The sequence below is a fragment of the Nostoc sp. ChiVER01 genome (assembly GCF_034531155.1).
Lineage (GTDB): Bacteria > Cyanobacteriota > Cyanobacteriia > Cyanobacteriales > Nostocaceae > Nostoc.
The window spans coordinates 1-21,233 of the sequence record NZ_JAVRBS010000011.1; the positions used below are offsets into that span (position 1 = coordinate 1).

At 39.6% G+C, this 21,233-nt stretch carries 16 protein-coding genes, 1 tRNA gene and 1 pseudogene; 8 read left to right on the forward strand and 10 right to left on the reverse strand.

Annotated elements, in window-relative coordinates; genetic code table 11:
- Positions 1-389: 389 nt before the first annotated feature.
- Positions 390-1,466 carry a magnesium-protoporphyrin IX monomethyl ester (oxidative) cyclase gene (gene acsF / locus RMY00_RS15910; RefSeq protein WP_322648464.1) on the reverse strand — a complete coding sequence of 359 codons (1,077 nt, stop codon included), beginning with the start codon at positions 1,464-1,466 and terminating at the stop codon, positions 390-392.
- A gap of 421 nt (positions 1,467-1,887) precedes the next feature.
- Between acsF and RMY00_RS15915 the strand changes: the two genes are divergently transcribed.
- From RMY00_RS15915 to RMY00_RS15935, 5 genes are all read left to right on the forward strand, one after another.
- A complete protein-coding gene (locus RMY00_RS15915) occupies positions 1,888-2,565 on the forward strand; it encodes a heme oxygenase (biliverdin-producing) (protein WP_322648465.1) in 678 nt (225 codons plus the stop codon).
- A gap of 88 nt (positions 2,566-2,653) precedes the next feature.
- Complete coding sequence (gene hemN, locus RMY00_RS15920; RefSeq protein WP_322648466.1) at positions 2,654-4,036, forward strand: oxygen-independent coproporphyrinogen III oxidase; 1,383 nt, start codon at positions 2,654-2,656, stop codon at positions 4,034-4,036.
- Positions 4,037-4,468: 432 nt separating this feature from the next.
- On the forward strand, positions 4,469-4,747 hold the full coding sequence (locus RMY00_RS15925; protein WP_322648467.1) for a GlsB/YeaQ/YmgE family stress response membrane protein: 279 nt from the start codon (positions 4,469-4,471) through the stop codon (positions 4,745-4,747).
- Positions 4,748-4,919: 172 nt separating this feature from the next.
- Positions 4,920-5,612, forward strand: a complete 693-nt coding sequence (locus tag RMY00_RS15930; RefSeq protein ID WP_229484792.1) for a manganese catalase family protein — start codon at positions 4,920-4,922, stop codon at positions 5,610-5,612.
- Between the two features lie 399 nt (positions 5,613-6,011).
- A complete protein-coding gene (locus RMY00_RS15935; RefSeq protein ID WP_322648468.1) occupies positions 6,012-6,752 on the forward strand; it encodes a DUF3891 family protein in 741 nt (246 codons plus the stop codon).
- Positions 6,753-6,850: 98 nt separating this feature from the next.
- On the opposite strand, the gene psaK is transcribed toward RMY00_RS15935, so the two are convergent.
- Positions 6,851-7,111, reverse strand: coding sequence for a photosystem I reaction center subunit PsaK (gene psaK / locus RMY00_RS15940; protein WP_322648469.1), 261 nt, complete (start codon positions 7,109-7,111; stop codon positions 6,851-6,853).
- A gap of 1,052 nt (positions 7,112-8,163) precedes the next feature.
- On the opposite strand from psaK, the pseudogene RMY00_RS15945 reads away from it, so the two are divergent.
- Positions 8,164-9,399: pseudogene (locus RMY00_RS15945) on the forward strand (glycosyltransferase family 4 protein); the annotation flags it as partial.
- 541 nt (positions 9,400-9,940) lie between these two features.
- Here the strand turns inward: RMY00_RS15945 and RMY00_RS15950 are convergent.
- From RMY00_RS15950 to RMY00_RS15960, 3 genes are all read right to left on the reverse strand, one after another.
- Positions 9,941-10,258 (reverse strand): YciI family protein, encoded by a 318-nt coding sequence (locus RMY00_RS15950; protein WP_322648471.1) that lies wholly within the window; start codon positions 10,256-10,258, stop codon positions 9,941-9,943.
- A gap of 120 nt (positions 10,259-10,378) precedes the next feature.
- The gene (locus tag RMY00_RS15955; protein ID WP_322648472.1) at positions 10,379-10,930 is read right to left on the reverse strand and encodes a hypothetical protein; all 552 of its coding nucleotides are present in this window, start codon (positions 10,928-10,930) and stop codon (positions 10,379-10,381) included.
- 154 nt (positions 10,931-11,084) lie between these two features.
- Positions 11,085-11,948 (reverse strand): DUF6671 family protein, encoded by an 864-nt coding sequence (locus RMY00_RS15960; RefSeq protein WP_322648473.1) that lies wholly within the window; start codon positions 11,946-11,948, stop codon positions 11,085-11,087.
- A 605-nt stretch (positions 11,949-12,553) separates the two neighbouring features.
- Here RMY00_RS15960 and RMY00_RS15965 point away from each other — a divergent pair.
- The gene (locus tag RMY00_RS15965; protein WP_322648474.1) at positions 12,554-14,281 is read left to right on the forward strand and encodes an NFACT family protein; all 1,728 of its coding nucleotides are present in this window, start codon (positions 12,554-12,556) and stop codon (positions 14,279-14,281) included.
- Between the two features lie 795 nt (positions 14,282-15,076).
- On the opposite strand, the gene RMY00_RS15970 is transcribed toward RMY00_RS15965, so the two are convergent.
- The 4 genes from RMY00_RS15970 to RMY00_RS15985 form a co-directional block, all read right to left on the reverse strand.
- Positions 15,077-15,149: transfer RNA gene (locus RMY00_RS15970), tRNA-Phe, on the reverse strand.
- 75 nt (positions 15,150-15,224) lie between these two features.
- The gene (locus RMY00_RS15975; protein WP_322648475.1) at positions 15,225-16,094 is read right to left on the reverse strand and encodes a metal ABC transporter permease; all 870 of its coding nucleotides are present in this window, start codon (positions 16,092-16,094) and stop codon (positions 15,225-15,227) included.
- An 11-nt stretch (positions 16,095-16,105) separates the two neighbouring features.
- Entirely contained in the window at positions 16,106-16,882 is a 777-nt protein-coding gene (locus RMY00_RS15980) for a metal ABC transporter ATP-binding protein (RefSeq protein ID WP_322648476.1), read from the reverse strand.
- Between the two features lie 71 nt (positions 16,883-16,953).
- Entirely contained in the window at positions 16,954-17,895 is a 942-nt protein-coding gene (locus tag RMY00_RS15985) for a metal ABC transporter substrate-binding protein (protein ID WP_322648628.1), read from the reverse strand.
- 383 nt (positions 17,896-18,278) lie between these two features.
- Here RMY00_RS15985 and RMY00_RS15990 point away from each other — a divergent pair, with 383 nt between their 5' ends.
- Entirely contained in the window at positions 18,279-19,901 is a 1,623-nt protein-coding gene (locus RMY00_RS15990; RefSeq protein ID WP_322648477.1) for an iron uptake porin, read from the forward strand.
- A 148-nt stretch (positions 19,902-20,049) separates the two neighbouring features.
- On the opposite strand, the gene RMY00_RS15995 is transcribed toward RMY00_RS15990, so the two are convergent.
- Entirely contained in the window at positions 20,050-20,745 is a 696-nt protein-coding gene (locus tag RMY00_RS15995; RefSeq protein WP_322648478.1) for a PEP-CTERM sorting domain-containing protein, read from the reverse strand.
- Positions 20,746-21,233 lie beyond the last annotated feature (488 nt).

Consider the following 21,233-nt stretch of genomic DNA (forward strand, 5'->3'; position numbering starts at 1 on the left):
GTAATGATTCATGTATCACATATTTTTTACCCCACCCTAACCCTCCCCTTATAAACATATTTTTTACCCCACCCTAACCCTCCCCTTATAAAGGGGAGGGAACCAGATTTTTCTTGTTTCCCCCCTTTATAAGGGGGGATTAAGGGGGGTAAAAATGTGATTAAAAGCACAAGATACCACTTTTCAAACATCCTCTTAGACTCCCTACCAATTCGCCAGTAGTATCATGAATTCTGGGGCTATCTTCTAAAGAAGACTGATTGAGTCCACTTGAGTGGATTTGCGCTATTAGCCAGAGAATTCATTCTCTGGCGGTATAACTTATAGAATTCGAGTGAGAGATTCCCAAATAAGACTTGTAGATTCAGTTAATGTATGCAGTTATCTAGTTAATGAACTGTCCCTCTCAATGATTCAGCATCAACGGGTTTAATTAGGTAAGTCTGCAATAGATGCCCAACAATGGAAGCGATCAAGGGCAATTTTTGGCAGAATTTTACAACTGGTGAGCGATTGCTGTTATTAATCTCTGCTAGTTTCAAATTAAGGTCAGAACACTTTTCTAACCGCCGGAAGAACTCTGGATGATTTGTATTCAAAATCAGGGGAAATGCCCGTGCAGCGGTGTTATTCGTCTCTTGAATGACTCTGGTATTATATTCGCGCGGATCTATCCCAATGGATTGATAAAACGTGGCGCGTTCAAATACTGTCAATGTGTGAGTAGCAAAAACACTCAATAAAAAGAAACGCACCCACAATCTGGCTCTCCAATTGTTCCATAGTTGAGGTTGCGATCGCAGCAGTGCTTTAAAGAAATCTCCATGTCGATTTTCATCCTGACACCAACTTTCAAACTTACGGAATAGTGGATAAATTTGGTGTTCTGGATGTTTCTCCATGTGCCGATACACCAAGATATAGCGCCAGTAGCCAATTTTCTCAGACAGGTAGACTGTGTAAATAATCCACTCTGGCGGAAAGAAGGTATAAGTGCGATTTTTAGTTAAATAACTTAAGTCAAGGGAAAGATTAAAATCTGCCATTGACTTATTTAAAAATCCTGCATGGCGTGCTTCATCCCGCGCCATAAAATTAAAAGCATCCGCCAAAATCGGATTGCGGTTTTTCAGACGGCGTGATAGCTCTTTAAACAGCAGAAACCCAGAAAACTCTGAGGTACAGGAACGTTCCAAAAAGTCAATAAAAGCAACGCGTGTTTCTCCATCAATGTGATCCCAACACTGCTGAAATTCTTCATCACGGACAAAGTGATGACGGTTATAGTCAGCTCGTAACTCCTCTACAATTGCCAGTAACTCAGCTTCCTGGGACGAAATATCCAATTGCGCCGCAGCTTCAAAGTCAGTAGTATAAAACCGAGGTGTTAATAATGTTTCTTGAACAGGCGCTTTTACACCTGGTTTTAGCAACTCAGACTGTGAGGTTTCCAGAGACTTAACCATAAGAATCCTTCGATTATTTCATGCTTTAAAAGTTATCTAAGCATAAATAGTTGTTTGTAGACATCAGTTAAATTATTGAGAGTAAATTGTGAGAAATAAACTTATTACCCGTTGTTTCGGGAGAGTTTAAATGCCTATTGCACAATCAGTTTTGTTACTACTTAACTAGGATGTGTCTAAGGGTGAAAATCAGAAAAATATAAATAAATACTAATATCTTTATCCTTATATATAAATTAATAGTTAAATAATCTTAGAAGAAATAAAAATAGCTGGGATCTACATCGGCAGTGGTACTTGCCAGATAGAGTGATGCAGATCCATCTCTAAACCTAGAATAACAATCTTTTAGCTGGCACTGGCAGGCATCCTAAGTCGGTGAATGCCCAGAAGCCTTGCCTTGAAAGTAAAGGAAGCAACAATGAGTAGTAATCTAGCTATTAAACTGCGCTCTGGAACTCAACAGTCCCACACCTCAGCAGAAAATGTGGGATTTATGAAATGTTTTCTGAAAGGAGTTGTGGATAGAGACTGCTTCGCCAAATTCTTAAGCAACTTGTATTATGTCTACAGCGAACTAGAAGCAGCATTAAAGAGCCATGTAGAGCATCCTGTGATTAGTGCGGTTTACTTCCCCGAACTTAATCGCCAATCCTCGCTCGAAAAAGACATGGTGTTCTATTATGGCAATAATTGGAGAGAGCAAGTTACACCTTCACCGGCTACCCAAAAATACATTAACCGCATTCGGGAAATTTCTATTAGTGAACCAGCTTTATTGTTAGGTCATGCCTATACTCGCTACATGGGCGATCTTTCTGGGGGTCAAATGCTACAAAAAGTTGCTCAGTCAGCCCTGAAGCTTTCTGGCTATGAAGGCACATCCTTTTACAATTTTGAGCAAATTCCTGACAAAAAGGCATTTAAGGATAAGTATCGTCAGGCATTAAATGAATTACCAGTTGATGATATAACAGCAGAACGGATTGTTGCAGAAGCTAATAATGCCTTTGGATTCAATTTACAAATAGCTCAAGAGTTAGAAGGAAGTTTGATTAAAGCACTCGGTCAAGTTATGTTTAATAGCCTAACTAATTAGTCATTAGTCATTAGTCATTAGTCATTTGTCATTCTCCCTCTGCTTCTTCTACCTCCCCTACTCCCTTCATTCATTGGAAAGCAACTCAATGGTTTTTCTATTACCTGGTGTCAAGTTTGATCTAGATTTGATTCAAAAGTACGATACTCGCGCACCTAGATATACCAGTTACCCGCCTGCTACAGAGTTAAGCGAAACATTTACTGAAACTGATTTTAAGGCCGCGATCGCAGCCTCGAATCAACGTAAAACTCCTATGAGTTTGTATTTCCACATCCCCTTTTGCCAAAGTGCTTGCTACTTCTGCGGCTGTAACACGGTAATTTCTAACAACAAGAATATTGCTAAACCTTACGTAGAATCTTTAGCTCAAGACATCAAAAACACCGCAGCTTTAATCGATCGAGACAGAAAAGTGCTGCAAATCCACTGGGGAGGCGGTACTCCTAATTACTTGGATCGTGACCAAATAGAATTTTTATGGAAAAACATCAATCGCCATTTCAACATCGATCCACAAGCAGAAATCTCAATTGAGGTTAATCCTCGCTATATTGATAAAAACTACATTTTCTTTTTAAGAGAAATTGGGTTTAACCGGATTAGTTTTGGCATTCAAGATTTTAATAGCCAAGTTCAAGTAGCTATAAATCGTGTCCAGCCAGAAGAAATGCTATTTGATGTCATGAGTTGGGTTAAAGAAGCTAAGTTTGAAAGTGTGAATGTAGACCTTATTTATGGTTTACCTTATCAAACCCGCGAAACATTTCGGGAAACATTGAAAAAAACTGTTGAGTTAGATCCTGACCGAATTGTTGTCTTTAACTTTGCATATATACCGTGGATCAAACCTACACAAAAAAATATTCCTCAAGAGGCATTACCCGCAGCAGAGGAAAAGTTAAAAATTCTGAAAATGACCATTGAAGAATTGACGAATAACCAATATCTATTTATTGGGATGGATCATTTTGCTAAAACTAATGATGAACTAGCGATCGCTCAACGCAATGGCACTCTCAAACGCAATTTCCAGGGCTACACTACCCACGCTGAGACAGAATTGTTTGGTTTTGGTTCTACATCCATCAGTATGTTAGAAGATGCTTATGCTCAAAACCACAAGGAATTAAAGGATTATTATAACACAATTGCAGCAGGTGCTTTACCTGTTAGCAAAGGTATCAAGCTTACTCAAAATGACATCATCAGACGCGATGTGATTATGAGTATTATGTCTCACTTTCATTTGCATAAGCAAGACATTGAAAATAAATATGATCTCAAATTTGATGAATATTTTTCTGACGAACTAGAGGCGTTAAAACCACTAGAAGCCGATGGTCTAGTTAGTTTATCAAAAAATCAGATCCAGATTACAGATATCGGTAGATTACTAGTCAGAAATATTGCCGTCATCTTTGATACTCATACAAGAACACGAGAGACAAAATTTTCTCGTGCTATTTGATACCATTTATGCTAATGTCCGCTATATATTATCCCCTCAATCTATCTTGACTATCTTGAGAATTACAATTGGGGGGATTTAAATAAGGCGATCGCCATTTTTAAGTGTTGTTATCGTAAAGAATTAATATAAGTTCTGCTAATTCCGAGTTACCAATTATTTTAATTCATCTCCAAAAAGTTAGATTATTTTTTACATCTTCAGGTAGATACAGAAAAATATAATTTTCAATGTCTAGACTGGTGTATTTAATAATTCCTGATTTATCCGATCAATTTTGATTTATGTATAGAATAAAAATGCCAATTTCCATCAGAATCTTGATGTAAAGTTTTTTGTCTAACTTTTGGATTTAGCATTTATCCCATCTGGTAGAAAGAATTATGAATCAGAGTTGATAACTTAGATACAAGTGAGATTGTTGAGGCCGTTATGAGTATTCTTGCTTGGGTAGTTTTAGGACTTTTGGCAGGTGCCATAGCTAAAGCTATTTATCCTGGTTATCAAGGTGGTGGAATTCTCTCCACAATGATTTTGGGTATAATTGGGGCTTTCGTTGGTGGAAGTCTGTTTACCTTACTACGAACAGGAACTCTGCAAATAACTGCGGCTGGCGCTGGTTTAACTATTCCAGGTATTTTAGTAGCTGTGATCGGCGCAATTGTTGCTATTTATCTGTGGGGATTAATCAGAAGAAGCAGCAATGTTTAATGGCTGATTGGCAGTTATCGACACTAACATGACTACCGTATTTTATTGGTCTTCTAGTGAACTAGTTTGAGAAGCTATTAAATCTCAAATTACCTAAATGTTGAAAAATGCTAGAAGACAATAAAATAGTTTGTTAATTCTGTAAAATCATAATTTTTGGAAGTGTAAATCTATGTTTTTTCACAAAAAAGAGCCTATTCATGCAGTTAACGTTACTGAACCAAACCCTCGTTTTGCTCAGTTGCTTTTAGAGCAGTTTGGCGGAGCTACTGGAGAACTTAGTGCAGCACTTCAATATTGGGTTCAATCCTTCCATGTTGAGAATGCTGGAATTAAAGACATGCTTCAAGACATTGCAATAGAAGAATTCAGCCATTTAGAAATGGTTGGTAAACTGATTGAAGCTCATACTAAAAATACGGATCAAACAGAGGCTTATAAGAGTACTCTGTTTGCAGTGCGAGGAATTGGTCCTCATTTTTTAGATAGTCAAGGTAATGCTTGGACTGCAAGTTACTTGAATGAAGGTGGAGATGTAGTCCGTGATTTGAGAGCTAATGTTGCGGCTGAAGCTGGCGCTCGTCAAACTTACGAAGAGTTAATAAAGTTGGCAACTGACAAAGGAACCCAAGAAACTTTAGTTCATCTGTTAACACGAGAAATTTCTCATACCCAGATGTTTATGAAAGCTCTAGATTCGCTAGGTAAGTTGACAGATCCTTTCTTTGGTAATATTAAGCCAGATGAAACTGTTGCTCTTTACTACAACCTATCTACAGACGGTAATGGTCAAGATGAGCGTGGGCCTTGGAATTCTGAGCCAACATTCAAATACATTGCGAATCCGTTAGAAAGTCACTCTTAATTTAATAGATTGCAGTTAGAGCTTCTTAGAAATTCTCAATTATAAGGTGGGCTGTTTGCCCACCTTATTTAGCGATGCCCTAGCAATGGCTAAACTATTTGTCTACGTTAGGGATTCTTGAGGGATAATTTAGCTTTTTCCAACTTAAAAGCAATCTTAAATCATTTGTGAATAACAAAATTCCCGATTTCTTAGAGAAGTCGGGAATCTCAGTCGATAAGTATTTGCTGATATTGATTTGGATGTAACACGCACTTTGGATATATCTCTCTGTGCGATATTAAAATTAGGCTACAGTGAAGAAGTCAGAGCGATCGCCTCTTCAAATCTACCCCGACGTTTCTGAATTCAGAAATTAATTCAACTCAAAATCAAAACTAAGAATCAGGAGATTGATTTGTGATTGTCAACGCTACGCCAAATGGTTGGGAAGTTATTTATCACCGCGCTCATGCTTTATTAGCAGCTCAACTTGCAGGACAATGGCGGCGTAAAGATGCTCCGGTAAGGTTATATGAAACTGTCGCTGCAATTTCCCATCATGATGACCTAGAAAAAGAGTGGCAAGAGGACATTCTTACTGAAGTCGGTGCGCCAAAGGACTTTATGCTCTCTTCAAAGGCCGATGTACGTGCTAGCATCCAGAAATTGGCTGATTTGGCAAATAATGCCCGCTACCGAGGACGGTGGGTGGCTCTACTAATTTCTATGCACATTAGCCGTTTAAATGAGTCAAGCCGGGGTCAGTTTCCAGAACTAGACAAACTTTTAGATGAGCAACTGCAAAACCAGCGACGTTGGCGCAAAGAATTAGGCATCGAAAAGGAAGAAGTTGATGCAGCCTATGCATTCATGCAATGGTGCGATCGCCTATCTCTCATTTTATGTCAGCAAGAACTACCTGATGATGAGCGATTTTTAGAAATTAGCAAGGGCCCTGATGGTCAACGTTATGACATCATGCAGCGTAGCGATAACTTGGTTGTTGTCAAACCTTGGCCCTTTGAGAACGAAAAATTTACAGTCAACATTGAAGCCTGTGACCTCTCCCAAGTAAAATTTGAGAACAGTGCTGAACTAACTCAAGCACTACAAGAAGCTCCTATCAAGGTACTAGAGTGGACATTCGTTAAGAGTTAGATAGTTGTTGCCGTGTCATATTAAAGAGCCAGAGAAGTAACTTTCTGGCTCAAGGCTGGAGACAAAATAATTATCAAATAAAAGGCTTAGGTAATAACCTAAATTCTTCCCAGGTTATGCAGTCCTAAAATAACGCCCACTCCTAAGATATGACCAAAAGCAGTAGTTGCTAAAAGGGCTGGTAAACCAAAACCCCCAAAGAAATTGGCTGAGGGTAGTGCTGGTTCTGCGTTGGGATATTTGATGGTAGATTTACCAAAGGCAATGGCAACGATATTAACGATAATCATAATCAGTGCAACTGTCGGACTCCATTGCAGAGGTGTGGTTGCGGCAGCGAGTAAGGTTGAAGTAAACACCTGATTTGCTCCTGAAATTTATTAATGATTGCAAATATAATCTGAGACTTTCCGAAGCAAATTCCAGAAAGTACCCGATTTTGCATCAATATTTAACACTTATTCTTACTACTTAATACAACGTGAGTTCAAGCAAGAGACAGGCAAAAATGACCCTATCAAAAACTTCTGTGGAATGAAAAGGGCTTGGACTTCCACCTTGTGGTACTACTTTCTCTAACCTAACGCGCCTATATATTGCAGCATTTCCCATGTAAACCGTCATTAGTCATTAGTCAAAAGTCAGTAGATCGAAAACTTTTATAAGTTGACGAAATAATCAGGGTTTCAGCCGACGTTTTGGGGTTGACGATCGCGATCGCTTGCACTGCACTCTTAACCCACCAACAATGCCCGTTCCTTGAAAAGCAGACTCCAACAGGATTCCGGCAGACTATGTTCCTAAACTCAAATGAACGGCTCTTCAGGCTTCTGGAAAACTTTTCGATCTACTGAAAGTGTTTACCGATTGCACTTTGGACAAATGACAACCTCACTAGTGGATGTGCAATGTTTATTTACGTAACAGCTTACAAGAGGCTGTGTATGCCGCCGTTTCTTCTGTGTGTCAAACTCAAGTTAATGCATGTATCTAGGAGATTATATCTCCATAAATAAGACGAAAACTATAATATTTATCTATCAAAAGCATTAAATATTTTTAACTAAAATAGCGATCCAGATTGAAGCAAGAGAGTTGCTGAAGCTAAAAGTACCTATTTATAGGCTTTCCAATAGTTTTACTCTCACAAATTATTTAGAAATTGTATAGAGAAAATATAATTTTCATCTATCAAAAGTATGAAATTCCAAGATAAAAAATTTCTCTATCTAAAGAAATTAAATATTTGTATTTATTCTAATAGTATACTTCTGGCAGAAGATGTAAAAAAATATTAGGCATAGTAAATTAAAATCAATATTAATCAAGGTTCCTAAACAATTTGGGTCAGTGTGCTATACACGAGTTTGGAACAGCTTAAAACTTTGTTAAAATCAGCAACACACAAACTATGAACTCTATCACCGAAAAACGTATCGCCTTGATTTCCGTCCACGGAGACCCGGCGATTGAAATAGGGAAAGAAGAAGCTGGGGGACAAAATGTTTATGTGCGTAACGTGGGTGAAGCACTAGCGCACCTGGGATGGCAAGTTGATATGTTTACTCGCAAAGCGAGTCTGGAGCAAGACTCGATTGTTGAACACAGCGAAAATTGCCGCACTATTCGTTTAAAAGCTGGCCCGCTTGAGTTTGTGCCGCGAGATGAAATTTTTGAATTTCTGCCAGAATTTGTGGATAATTTCCTCAAATTTCAAGTAAAAAATGGCATCAAATACGAGTTAGTTCACACTAACTATTGGCTTTCTAGTTGGGTGGGGATGCAGTTAAATAAAATCCAACATAGTAAACAGGTTCACACCTACCACTCCTTAGGAGCAGTCAAGTATAACACTATAGATAATATTCCTCTGATTGCTAGTGTGCGATTAGCAGTAGAAAAAGAGGTGTTGGAAAAAGCAGAGCGAATTGTAGCGACAAGTCCGCAAGAACAGGAACACATGCGATCGCTAGTTTCCACTAAAGGCAATATCGACATCATTCCCTGCGGTACAGACATTGAGCGCTTTGGCTCGATTGGACGAGAAGCAGCCAGGGCTAAATTGGGAATTGATAAAGAAGCCAAAGTAGTATTATATGTAGGGCGTTTTGATCCACGCAAAGGTATAGAAACCTTGGTGCGTGCAGTAAATGAGTCTTCGCTACGTGACTCCGAAAATCTTCAGCTAATTATTGGTGGTGGTAGTACTCCAGGTAACAGCGACGGCATTGAGCGCGATCGCATTGAGCAAATCGTCAACGAATTGGGGATGAGCGACTTTACCACTTTTGCTGGTCGTCTGAGTCAAGATATTTTGCCAACTTACTATGCAGCTGCTGATGTTTGCGTTGTTCCCAGTCACTACGAACCCTTTGGACTCGTAGCGATCGAAGCGATGGCAAGCGGTACACCAGTAATAGCAAGTGATGTCGGCGGACTTCAGTTTACTGTAGTTAATGAAGAAACTGGTTTATTAGCACCACCACAAGATGTAGATGCTTTTGCATCTGCCATTGACCGAATTCTCTTAGCTCCAGAATGGCGAGATGAATTGGGTAAAGCTGGTAGAAAGCGCGTCGAAACTAAGTTTAGCTGGGATGGTGTAGCACATCAACTGAGTGAAGTTTACACCGAACTTTTGCAGCCACAACCAGTAGTGTCAACAGCAAAAGAACTAGTAGAATCAACAGCCGAATTAGTTCAATCAACAGCAAAAGAACTAGTGGAGTCAACAGTCGAATTAGTTCAATCAACAGCAAAACAGCCAGTTTTGGTTGCTAAATAATTCTTTTGCTTAACAGATAATGGTGAATGGGTAACTCGGAAGTAAGCAATAATTTTATTTTCCTAGTCGTCATTCACCATTACTCAATCATTTAGGTTCTTCAGTACTTGTTATGCTAAATACGTCTATCAATAAGCTTAAAATCCTTACTGGGCAATAATAACAGCCGTTAATCTTAGCATCTGGGATAAAATTTCTGAAATTGAAGCTATAACTTCCTGTAAAGCTTGATTTTCAAAGAAAGTGACCGACTTTATTTATAAGTCCAGCATAATATGTACTGAAGAACCATCATTTACAGCGTATTTCAGGTAAATGAAGTACATGCCCAGGGACACAACATGTTGTGTCCCTGCAATTAACCCGCACTTGATTTGAACCGTTAGGTAACGGAAGATCGCTTCTATCTATTTACACCTTCAAAACGCTCATGTCCAATGTGAACCTGCCACTCCACAACTCTAGCAGAGTCCGCTAACATCCCATCCCGCACACGGGGGCTACTGTTGACAATTGCTTGAGCCGCTTCTAAATTCTCCGCCTGAATGACCCACAGCCCCGTTCCATCATGAGGAAAAAACGGCCCACAGCATAGTAGTGTTCCTTTATCATACTGCTCACGAAACCAAGCCAGTTGATTTTGGTCATGTTCTGGGTGAGCGTTTTTATAGTCGTAATACTCTGGAACTGTTGCGACAACAACGGCGAAAAGTTGAGACATATCCTCTTGTTTGCTGAGTGATTTGGGATGATGTTCAGATTTTATAAAAGAAAGCGATCGCTCTCCCCATTCTTAGAGTAAAACGGAAAGCGATCGCGCTCAAGCCTAAAAATCAGCAATTTAACCAAGATAAGGATATTGTGGCGGTTTGATTTTCAATAATTCTGTCCAGTATTTTATAGCATTATCTTTGGTGGTTTCGATATCACGCGATTTGTGAACTCTACCTATTTCCATTAGAAAATATGTAAGTTTAAGAGCAGTAAGGAAGTTGATTAATCTCACTGCTTTAAAATGTTGTAAAAATAAATGAAGCAGAATTTGTAGTTTCTGTCTGTGACGAAAATACATCCACCATTTCATTTGATGTATGGCAATGCTGGTTTGATAACCTAATATAGTTTCTACTTGGGTTAATTTATTTTTAATTTGATGATAAAATTGTATTTCTTTGTCAAAATCATCTGCTTTCTGGGCATTAGCAGCATCATCAGCTAATTGATAAGCTTCACTAATTAACTTACCTGCCGTTTCTGCCTGCTGTTGAGTATAATCAAGTTTCATATATATAGTAGCTGCTGCTGATGCCAATTCTGTAAACTCCTCAGCATCATGTAACCAATATATTTGTGCTTGTAGTTCCCCTAATGTGGCTGCTAAACTTTCATTCATATTAAATCTAAGTTTTTCTCTAGGACAATCTGGTAGTGATAGACCATAGCAGTATTTTAGGTGTTAAGCGATGGATGCTTACGGCGACAAGTTACGCACCCCCAGCAATCCCAATTCTGACCAATCCCCCACATTCTCCCCGTGTAGAGATACCCTACGGATTACAGTACATACATTGAGCTGGATTCGCAAATTTCATACCATTAGGAAATAGTTTCTCTTGATTAAAATCACATTTTTTACATTGATAAATTGCGGCCAGTGGTAAGGTGGTTGGGATCTGACAAAATTCACAGGGTAATCCCTGGATTATTTCAGTTATTTCAAAACCAGGGATATTACAATTTGGGCAACAACTGCTAATTTTATTGAGTAAATTATGGGTAGCTTTTGCAATATTTTTCATCCGAGTGGGATTATACATTGCCCGCATATCTGTCTCAATATTTACCTGACTATCTGGGGAATTATGTAATGCATAATCAACTGATGTTATCAAATCTATTTCTTTTGTAATACCTTTAGTTATCTCATTACATCTATTTTCTAAATTTTCAAACCAGACAACTAATCCATGTTCTGGAAAACCAACTTTCTTAGCAAAAATATATGCCTCATCTAAATTTGTTATAATTTGATGATTAAAGTTAGTATCTGTAGAAATTTCCTGACCAATAATTTCTAGATTATTGATTTTATCTAAGAAAACAACTATTTCTCTATTACAGTAGATGTAAGGAACTAATGGATGGGGTGTAAAACTACCTTCGCTGGCGATCGCTAAATTTTCTCGTGTTAATTCTAAAGCTTTCTCTGCTTTTAATTTAGCTGCCGCAATTTGTGTTCCCGGACGTTTTACTTCTCTAGTAAATGTGCCAAAAATATCAGTATTAAAATCCTGTGGTACTATAACTTTAATGCCTAACTCTTGTTCTAATAGTGGAGCAATTACCTTTTCTTTTTGGTGCATTGTCGCCAACACAGCCAGACGATCATTAAATAATTGCTGGTCATTCATTCTGAGCTAATCCCTATTAGTTAAGTTTATAGCTTTTCGTAATTCTAGAACGGCTGATTCTTCTGATTTTATCACCGCAAACCAGCTTGAAACCCAAAGTCTCCTAATTAGGGCTTGCTCAATGAAAGTGTAATGTAGTCATGATAAGGGTTTCAAGCCTTTTTTCCAAGAAAAGTGCAATTTGTTATAACATCTAGAGTCTCAAAACCCTTGCACAATCCTTAGTGATCGCTGGGTAAATTTGGCAACTGAGCTATTACAATTATGGGCTTGCAGTAAGCTCAGAACTTGCACCATTCCCAACAACCGCCTCAGAATGAATTCTGATGCTAATAGCTAAAGTCTTCTTCAGAAGACTCAATAAAGATCAGGGCGTTGCTGATTCTATGTATGAAAATGATTTTGCATAATACCAAAATCGTTGTAGAGACGCAGCAGTGCTACGTCTCTTCAATTCAGCTGAGAGTCTGTCTGAATAATAGATTTCTGTGTTAGCTATCACTAAACCAAGTAACCGCTATGATAGTTGAGGTCTGCTATGCTTTGACCAAACGAAAATAAAAGCATAGCGATCGCTACCATTTGAATGTTAACAACTAATCGCTTTGCAACCAGTTGACTTTACCACTCTCACAGCTGCTTGTAGCGAAATCCGCGCTAACTGGCTACCATCACGTTTAGAACAGGTTTACCAGCGCGATCGCTACACTATTGCGATGGCATTACGCACCTTGAAACAGCGAGATTGGCTACAAATTTCTTGGCATCCTCAAGCTGCACATATTTGCATCGGCGATCCACCACCGCGATCGCCAGATACCTTTACTTTTAGCCAACAACTGATACACCAATTGAATGGTTTAGCACTGGTAGCTATTGAAGCGATCGCCCCTTGGGAGCGGGTTATTGATTTGCAATTTGCCCGTCGTCCTGGAGAAACCGCCGTATATCATGTCTATGCAGAAATCATGGGCAAGTATAGCAACGTCATTCTCACCGATGCCAACAATATAATTATCACTGCTGCTCATCAAGTTAGTCAGCAACAATCTAGTGTCCGTCCCATCCAAACCGGACAACCTTATGAAACACCGCCAAAGCTGACTGGAACTGTCCCCAGTTTGAGCGAATCACAAGAACGTTGGCAAGAACGGGTAAGTTTAGTGCCAGGAGCAATCAAGCGGCAATTGCTGAAAAGTTATAGTGGCTTGAGTGCAGCACTACTGGACTTAATGCTGCTAGAAGCAAATATCGCACCAGAAACATCCACCGATACTCTCAACCCCTACGATTGGCGACGGCTATTTGAACGTTGGCAAGAATGGCTGCAAGCTTTGGACTCGGGTAAATTTCAACCCGCTTGGACAAAAGATGGCTACAGCGTCATGGGTTGGGGTGCAGTTGAAAAGGTCAAAAATATCCAAGAGTTACTTAACCGCTATTACAGTAACCAAATTGACCAACAATTATTTTTACAATTGCGCCATCAGTTGAGTCAGAAATTGAATAATATTCTGGCGAAATTACGCAATAAGGCTCAAACCTTTAAGACGCGCTTGCAGCAATCAGATCAAGCCGATGAGTATCGACAGAAAGCTGATTTGTTGATGGCTCATTTGCAAAACTGGGAACCAGGGATGAAAGAAATTATCCTTGCTGATTTTGATACAAATTTACCAGTAGCGATCGCTCTCCAGCCAGATAAAAATGCCGTTCAAAATGCCCAAAGTCTTTACAAACAACACCAAAAGCTCAAACGCGCTCGTGCTGCCGTCGAACCGCTACTATTAGAAGTGCAGACAGAAATTGACTATTTAGAACAAGTAGAAGCTGCGATCGCTCAGATAGACACCTACCAAACAGCAGAAGATTTGCGAGCTTTAGAAGAAATCCGCGAAGAGTTGATTGGACAAAAGTATTTAGAAGATCCAGAATATCGCAGCCGCAGTGCTACTGAACCCCCCAGCACCAATTTTCATCGTTATGTTACCCCCAACGGCTTTGAAGTATTAATCGGTCGCAACAATCGCCAAAATGACCAATTGACCTTTCGTGTAGCTGGGGATTATGACTTATGGTTCCACGCTCAAGAAATTCCGGGGAGCCATGTGCTATTACGTCTAGAACCTGGTGCTGTTGCAGAAGAAGCTGATTTGCAATTTGTAGCTAATCTTGCCGCCTACTACAGTCGCGCCCGTCAGAGTGAACAAGTGCCAGTAGTTTACACTCAGCTAAAACACGTCTACAAACCCAAAGGAGCAAAACCGGGGATTGCAATTTACAAGCAGGAAAGCATTCTCTGGGGAAAACCACAAATGGTCATTAGTCATTAGTCATTGGGCATGGGAAAGAGGACTTAAGAACAAGGAGAATTGGGGACAAGGGGAAAGACTTGTTGGAAATTCTAAACTTTTGTCCCCTTGTCCCCTTGTCCCCCTCATCTCCCTCTGCCCCCCTGCCTCCCCTGCTCCCCCTGCTTCTCTACTCTTTTTCTACCCTGCGATTTGCTGAATTATCCTGATAGATAGAAGCTTTTAAGCTTTATTTGAATATTTTTTGATGAAGTTTCACGAAAAATCTGTGTTGACTGTTACAATATTGTTAAGAAAAGTTGCCCGTTGCATTTTGGGAACGCGCAATTGGGTTTTAACTCTCTTGAGAAGACAACGCAAAAAAACATTTTATAGACCGGCTGTGGGAGGCTGGTCTTTTTGTTTTTTAATCAGTGCGTTCTGATTTATCCCAACTTTACCTCTATAGATTAGAATACGCTTGGGTTAAGCAAAGCGCAACCCAACAAAGCCTTGATAATGTTGGGTTTCGTTCCTCAACCCAATCTACTAGCCTGGCAAGCTTAATTTATTGGGTTGAATGATTCTGTTAATGATTGGATTTTGGTTTTTGTAATTTTTTTAAACCCAACATTTTAAGCATGTCACGCTACTACACTAGTTTTATTTTTTAGCCTTAACCCAAGCGTATTGGTATAAATTAGGCAAAGATGTCCAAAAATAGTCAACATGGCCTAAAATCACCCATCTTTACACCAATAACAAGCGCTGAAATAGAGTTATTTAGATAAACAAGAAACCCCTGAACGCTAAGGCTTTCAGAGGTTTTTATGATTATGCCAGGAACCGGACTTGAACCGGTGACACGAGGATTTTCAGTCCTCTGCTCTACCAACTGAGCTATCCCGGCTGGGGCTTTTGTGAGCCACGATTAATAAATGTAGCAAACATCCAACAAAATAGCAAGCCTTTGGAGAAAAAACATTTATGCGGCTTTCAAATTTAGCTTAAACCAGATGAAAACGGCTACAAATAGCAGAAATTGAACAAGAACAATACTTGGCCCAGAAGCAAAGTTAAAAATACCTGACACAATAATGCCAGCAATGCTGCTAATGGAACCAACTATCACCGACATGACCAGAAAGCGGCTAAAGTGATGACTCATCAGTTTGGCGGTAGAGGCAGGAATAACCAAAAAGGCATTCACCAGTAAAACGCCAACAGCTTTAATCGCTACAGCAACAGCGAGTGAAAGCAAGACCACAAACACATAGCGGTACAACTGGACGGGAATACCTTGAACTTGCGCTACATCGGGGTTAAGGGTTAATAAAATTTGCTGCCGCAGGGTTGATAATAAAAATATGCTGCCTCCCACAAGTACTAGCAGCGTCAAAATCAAATCTGTGGTATCGATCGCTAGAATATCGCCGAATAGCACAGCCATCAAGTTGCCACGATATCCTTTAATTAGGCTAGTGAGAATCACACCGATCGCTAATGCCCCAGATAGCACTATGCTAAGGATGCTATCACTACCTAAGTCGGTTTTGTCGATGAAGTAGAGGACAATAACCCCAAAAACCAACGTAAAAGGTAACAGCATCCAAGTCGGATTTATTTGTAGCAGCACACCTAACGCTACACCTACTAATGCTGCATGACCAACCGCATGGCTGAAAAAGGACAACTGGCGCAAGGTAACAAAACTGCCCAACATCCCGCCAAGTATTCCCATTAACACAGCACCGACGATCGCACGCTGCATAAAGGGGAATGTTAACAAGCTTACCAAGTCATTACTACTGGCGATCGCTAGCCTTGCTATCTGATAATCATTAAAGAAATTCATACTTGTGGGTATTAATGTTGATGCTGGTAACGACTAAAACCTGGGCCGTATGTTGCTAACAGGTTTTGCGGTGAAAGGGCAATTTCTGGCTTACCAGTACAAACAATACTTTGGTTCAGGCAAAGCACGCGATCGCAATGGCGATTTACCATATCAATATCATGAGAAACTTGCAGTACTGTCCAACCCTCCTGACGCTTTAATTCATTTAGCAAAGCATAAAAATCTGCTGAACCTTGCACATCAACGCCAGCAAAGGCTTCATCGAGTACCAAGAGTTTGCGAGGCATTACTAAACAATAAGCCAATAAAACCCGCTTGAGTTGACCACCGCTAAGAGTACCAATAGCTTGATGCTGTAAATGATAAGCATCGGTTCGCCGTAAAGCTTCTTCTACTGCTGCCGATTTTTCTCGGTCTTGTCTCCACAGCCGAGAGAAAAATAAATCCCCTTTTTTCCCTTCCTTGTCCCATCCAAGTCCTACTAACTCGCTGACAGAAATGGGAAAGCTGCGGTCAAAGATGAAATTTTGCGGCATATAGCCCAACAAGTTACGTAAACGCCCCAGCCTTACAATTGGACGACCGAATATTTGAATCGTACCAGCACTTCGAGGTATCAAATCTAAAACCGCTTTTACCAGAGTACTTTTACCAGCACCATTAGGGCCAACGATGGCTGTATCTGTTCCTGGCAATAATTCAAAAGAAACATCTCGAATAGCTAGATAGCTGCCTTGATAGACAGTTAATCCTTCTACTTTTAAAATAGCAATGTCATTAGTCATTGGTCATTAATCATTGGTCATTAGTCATTAGTCATTGGTCATTAGTCTTTTGCAAAGGACAAATGACAAACCTATTTACATGCCGTTTGCAGAGTTTGCAAGTTAGCCTTCATAGCCTTGAAATAATACTGTGGATCTGTTTCGCCAGTTTCTAAAGAATCCAAAGGACGCAAAGTTAATTTTAAATCTTTGGAAAGGCTGGATAAAAGTTTGTTATCTACTCCGGGTTCACTAAATAAAGCTTTAACTTTGTACTTTTTCACTGCATTGACTGCATTTTGCACATCCGTTGGTGAAAGCTGATCTTCGGGAATCTGTACCACAGCAACTTGCTTGAGATTGTAACGTTTAGCTAAATATGGAAACGCATCATGAAAGGTAATAAAGGTACAACTAGGAGTTTTTTGCAAAGTCTGTTGAAATTCGCTGTTTAAACTTTCTAATTCTTTAATATAAGTCGCAGCATTCGCCTCATAAGTTGCTTTGTTCGCTGGGTCAGCAGCAATTAATCCATCTCGAATATTAGTTACCTGCTGTTTTGCCAAAATTGGATCTAACCAAACGTGAGGATTACCTTGGGTATGTTCCTCGTCTTTTTCCTCTTGGGACGTTTTTACAACGGGTGAAATTTCATTTAAGGGTTTAATACCAATACTTGCATCAATTTCGGCTAATTTGCTATTTTGGGCATTTTTAACAGTACTCTCCAGAAATCCCTCCAAACCTAAACCATTTTTTACTAACACATTCGCAGTTGCGATCGCTTTGACATTTTGTGGTGTCGCTTGATATTCATGTACCTCCGTACCAGGTGGCACTAAAATTTCGACATCTGCCACATTCCTAGCTACTGCTTTAGTAAACAAATATATCGGCAAAAATGTTGTCACTACTTTAGTTTTTCCCGATTGCACCTGTGGCGTAGAAGCAGCTTCCTGTGCTTGCGGCGACTGTTCGGAAGTTGTTCCCTGATTTGGATTCGATTGACTACAGCCAGCAGTTATTGACAACATCAGCAAAGCAATTATCGGCAAGATGCCGCTTTTTTGCTTGCTTGTTCTAATTCCTCTACAGTTCAAAATCACGTATTTTCTCCCCACAACGCATGCTGTGCCTCTATCAAAATTCCTATTGACAAGTTTATACTATAATAATTCTCATTCTCATTTTAGGTACATAATATTATTTTGGGTTTCCTGTGCAATAAATAACAACAAAACTTTTTCAGACGGTACAACCCTCTGCAATTTAGTTTTCCCTGAATAATTAGGATTTCTTGACTTTTTTGTTAAAAAGGTTGCTTACTTCTGATAAGATTGCTGACAAATATTCTCATAAGATACACGTTTCAAAAACGTGGTTTGGGTGTGAGTTGGATATCAGTGTGAGGAGAGAAATGCAAAAATTCTGGAAATATCTGCTAGTTAGTCCAGCAGTCTGCGGTGTCATGCTATTTTTTAATACTGCTACATTTGCAAATGAAACATCGGGTAAGTCTGAAATCGATCAACCGCAAGTTTTAGCTCATCCAGATATAAGAGTTACAAACATAGCGCCAGATCAGCCAATGGCGCAAGTTACCTCCGTGTCTCAATTTTCTGATGTACAACCCACTGATTGGGCATTCCAAGCATTGCAGTCCTTAGTTGAACGTTATGGTTGTATTGCAGGATACCCAAATAGTACTTATCGCGGTAATCGGGCATTAACGCGGTATGAGTTTGCGGCTGGTTTGCATGCTTGTCTTGATCGGGTTAACGAACTTATTGCTACAGCCACCGGCGATTTAGTCAACAAACAAGATTTAGCCACATTACAAAAGCTGCAAGAAGATTTTGCAGCAGAACTGGCGATACTCCGAGGTCGTGTAGATGCAGTAGAAGCTAAAACTGGTGAATTGGAGGCGAATCAGTTCTCAACCACAACCAAACTGAATGGAGAAGTGGTAATAGCGATCGCGAATGTCATAGATGGAAATACAGTTAATGGTCAAAAAGTAAACCAAAATACTGTTCTTGCAGACCGGGTACGTCTGAACCTTGACACCAGTTTCACTGGCAAAGATTTACTCAGAACACGACTTCAGGCAACAAACCTAGACCCATTTTCTCAGACTGCTACCTTTACACCAGAAGGTGACTTCCGATTTGCTGGTGGTAACAACAGTAATGGAGTTGTGATAGACGCGCTGTTGTATCAGTTCCCTCTTGGTGATAAAACAGGCGTCACCTTAGAAGCAAATGCAGGTGCAATTGATGATTTCACTAATACAGTCAACCCTTACCTAGATGGGGACGGTGGTAGCGGTGCCCTTTCCCATTTTGGCACTCGCAACCCAATTTATTATCTAGTCAATGGGGCTGGTATAGGAATCAAACACGAGTTCAGTGATAACCTCGAACTAAGTTTCGGGTATTTAGCTAATGATTCTGCTAACCCTCAGCTAGGTTCTGGTCTGTTCAACGGTGCTTATGGTGCTATGGGGCAGTTAACTGTTAAGCCTAGTAACCAAATTACTCTTGGTTTGACCTACATTAATGCCTACAAAAATACTTTTTTTGCCAATGGTAGTGGTGGTAGCAATAACGCTAATGATATATTGCAGAATGCTTCCAGTAACTCCTACGGTATAGAAGCATCCTTTCAACCTAGCTCAAAATTTGTGATTAGTGGTTGGGCTGGCTTGACCAAAGCTCGCGTCCTTTCCGTTACTCCTGGCGATGCTGACATCTGGAACTATGCCGTCACACTGGCTTTCCCGGATCTTGGTAAAAAAGGTAATATTGCAGGCATTATTGTGGGTATGGAACCTAAAGTTACTAGTGTAAGCAGTTCTCTCAGCAATGCAGGTATCAACAAAGATCCAGACACTTCATATCACATTGAAGGTTTCTATCAATATAGCCTGAGTGACAATATCAGCATTACCCCAGGAATTATCTGGCTAACAGCGCCAGATCATAACAATCAAAACGATGATATCGTGATTGGTACAGTGAGAACCACATTCACTTTCTAATTTTCAAAATCTTACTTGAAGACGCAAATTTATTCTTTGTATCTTCACTTTTTTGGTTCAAAAATAAAACCCAGCAAAAAATGCTGGGTTTTATATCTTAAAAATACGAAGGAGATTGTTAGTTTTTGAACAGAGTTAATAGATTATTTTAAACTAACCTTGTTTTCCGTTTCACAAATGAACCAGCACTCATAACACCGAACACTAGCAAGCCCAATGTTGCAGTAGGTTCAGGAACACTAGCTAGTCTGTAGCTATGGTTATCAGTTTCAAACGCAAGACCAGTTGATCTTAAAACTACTTTATCAAAAGTCTCTCCTTTATCTGCTAACAAATTAACATAGACATTATTTACACTACCACTCTGTTCACCATTAGCTGGAGCGCCTGGAACATCTGCGCCACTAAATGTTTTTAGTAACTTGCCTCCGCTATAGACATCCACAAAGTTATATGTGTCTATTGACCCCCAGTAGAGACCAAAATAATCAATAGACTTAGCGAAGGTAATAGTTTCATCACCACTTCCTCGAATATTTTGAAGTCCTGAGGGCGCAACCGTTAGGTAGTTACTGGTATCACCAAAGGGGGTAGCATATTGACCATCTACGCTCCCTTTGACAATTCCATTGGTTGCAGAGTAAGTAACAAATCCGTTTGGATCAGTTGCTGTCCCTGAATTGAAGTTGATCGTTGTAGCTCCTTGAATATTAGTGTATTGACCTTCTCCTGCAACAGGTGTAGAACCCCCTTTAATCAGACTAACAGCACCAGCTGGGTTAGCACTCATGAAAACAACTGCTGTTCCAACTAAGGCTAATGATAATTTTTGTAGAGTAAACATTGATTTATTTGCTGAAGTATTTGATGTCCTTAGCTTGGCATGTAATGCTGTGTTTGTGTAGTAGATAGCAATTATTTTTACAAAAAAAAGTTATTTAGCCAATAACTTTAAAAACATCGAAATTCATTCATGTAAAGGCTTTTAAGGCAATTGCCTCGAAAATATTTAAGTGTATTTACTAAGAAAAATTTGCAGATAGTATAATTACTGAGTTTAATATATAAAACTATATTGCCACACTGGCTTTCCTGGTTGCTGGTAACAAAGGTAACATTAGATAGTATCGTGATTAGTAGAGTGAGAACCACATTTACTTTCTAATTTTAAAATCTTGCTTGAAGACATAAAGGACAAATTTGAGTCTTTTCTACGGTTCTAACAAAGAGTAGCGACTTGTTGATACACCAGCCTACTATCGTTAACACGAAATTAAATTATGTTGAGGTGTAGAGTTGGCTGTTGTGCAGTAAATTTTAAAGATGTATGCT

Coding starts and splice junctions, on each gene's coding strand:
- acsF (WP_322648464.1), bottom strand. CDS start 1,466: ATGGTTAAGTCTCTGGAAACCTCACAGTCTGAGTTGCTAAAACCAGGT.
- RMY00_RS15915 (WP_322648465.1), top strand. CDS start 1,888: ATGAGTAGTAATCTAGCTATTAAACTGCGCTCTGGAACTCAACAGTCC.
- hemN (WP_322648466.1), top strand. CDS start 2,654: ATGGTTTTTCTATTACCTGGTGTCAAGTTTGATCTAGATTTGATTCAA.
- RMY00_RS15925 (WP_322648467.1), top strand. CDS start 4,469: ATGAGTATTCTTGCTTGGGTAGTTTTAGGACTTTTGGCAGGTGCCATA.
- RMY00_RS15930 (WP_229484792.1), top strand. CDS start 4,920: ATGTTTTTTCACAAAAAAGAGCCTATTCATGCAGTTAACGTTACTGAA.
- RMY00_RS15950 (WP_322648471.1), bottom strand. CDS start 10,258: ATGTCTCAACTTTTCGCCGTTGTTGTCGCAACAGTTCCAGAGTATTAC.
- RMY00_RS15955 (WP_322648472.1), bottom strand. CDS start 10,930: ATGAATGAAAGTTTAGCAGCCACATTAGGGGAACTACAAGCACAAATA.
- RMY00_RS15960 (WP_322648473.1), bottom strand. CDS start 11,948: ATGAATGACCAGCAATTATTTAATGATCGTCTGGCTGTGTTGGCGACA.
- RMY00_RS15975 (WP_322648475.1), bottom strand. CDS start 16,094: ATGAATTTCTTTAATGATTATCAGATAGCAAGGCTAGCGATCGCCAGT.
- RMY00_RS15980 (WP_322648476.1), bottom strand. CDS start 16,882: ATGACTAATGACATTGCTATTTTAAAAGTAGAAGGATTAACTGTCTAT.
- RMY00_RS15985 (WP_322648628.1), bottom strand. CDS start 17,895: ATGTTGTCAATAACTGCTGGCTGTAGTCAATCGAATCCAAATCAGGGA.
- RMY00_RS15990 (WP_322648477.1), top strand. CDS start 18,279: ATGCAAAAATTCTGGAAATATCTGCTAGTTAGTCCAGCAGTCTGCGGT.
- RMY00_RS15995 (WP_322648478.1), bottom strand. CDS start 20,745: ATGTTTACTCTACAAAAATTATCATTAGCCTTAGTTGGAACAGCAGTT.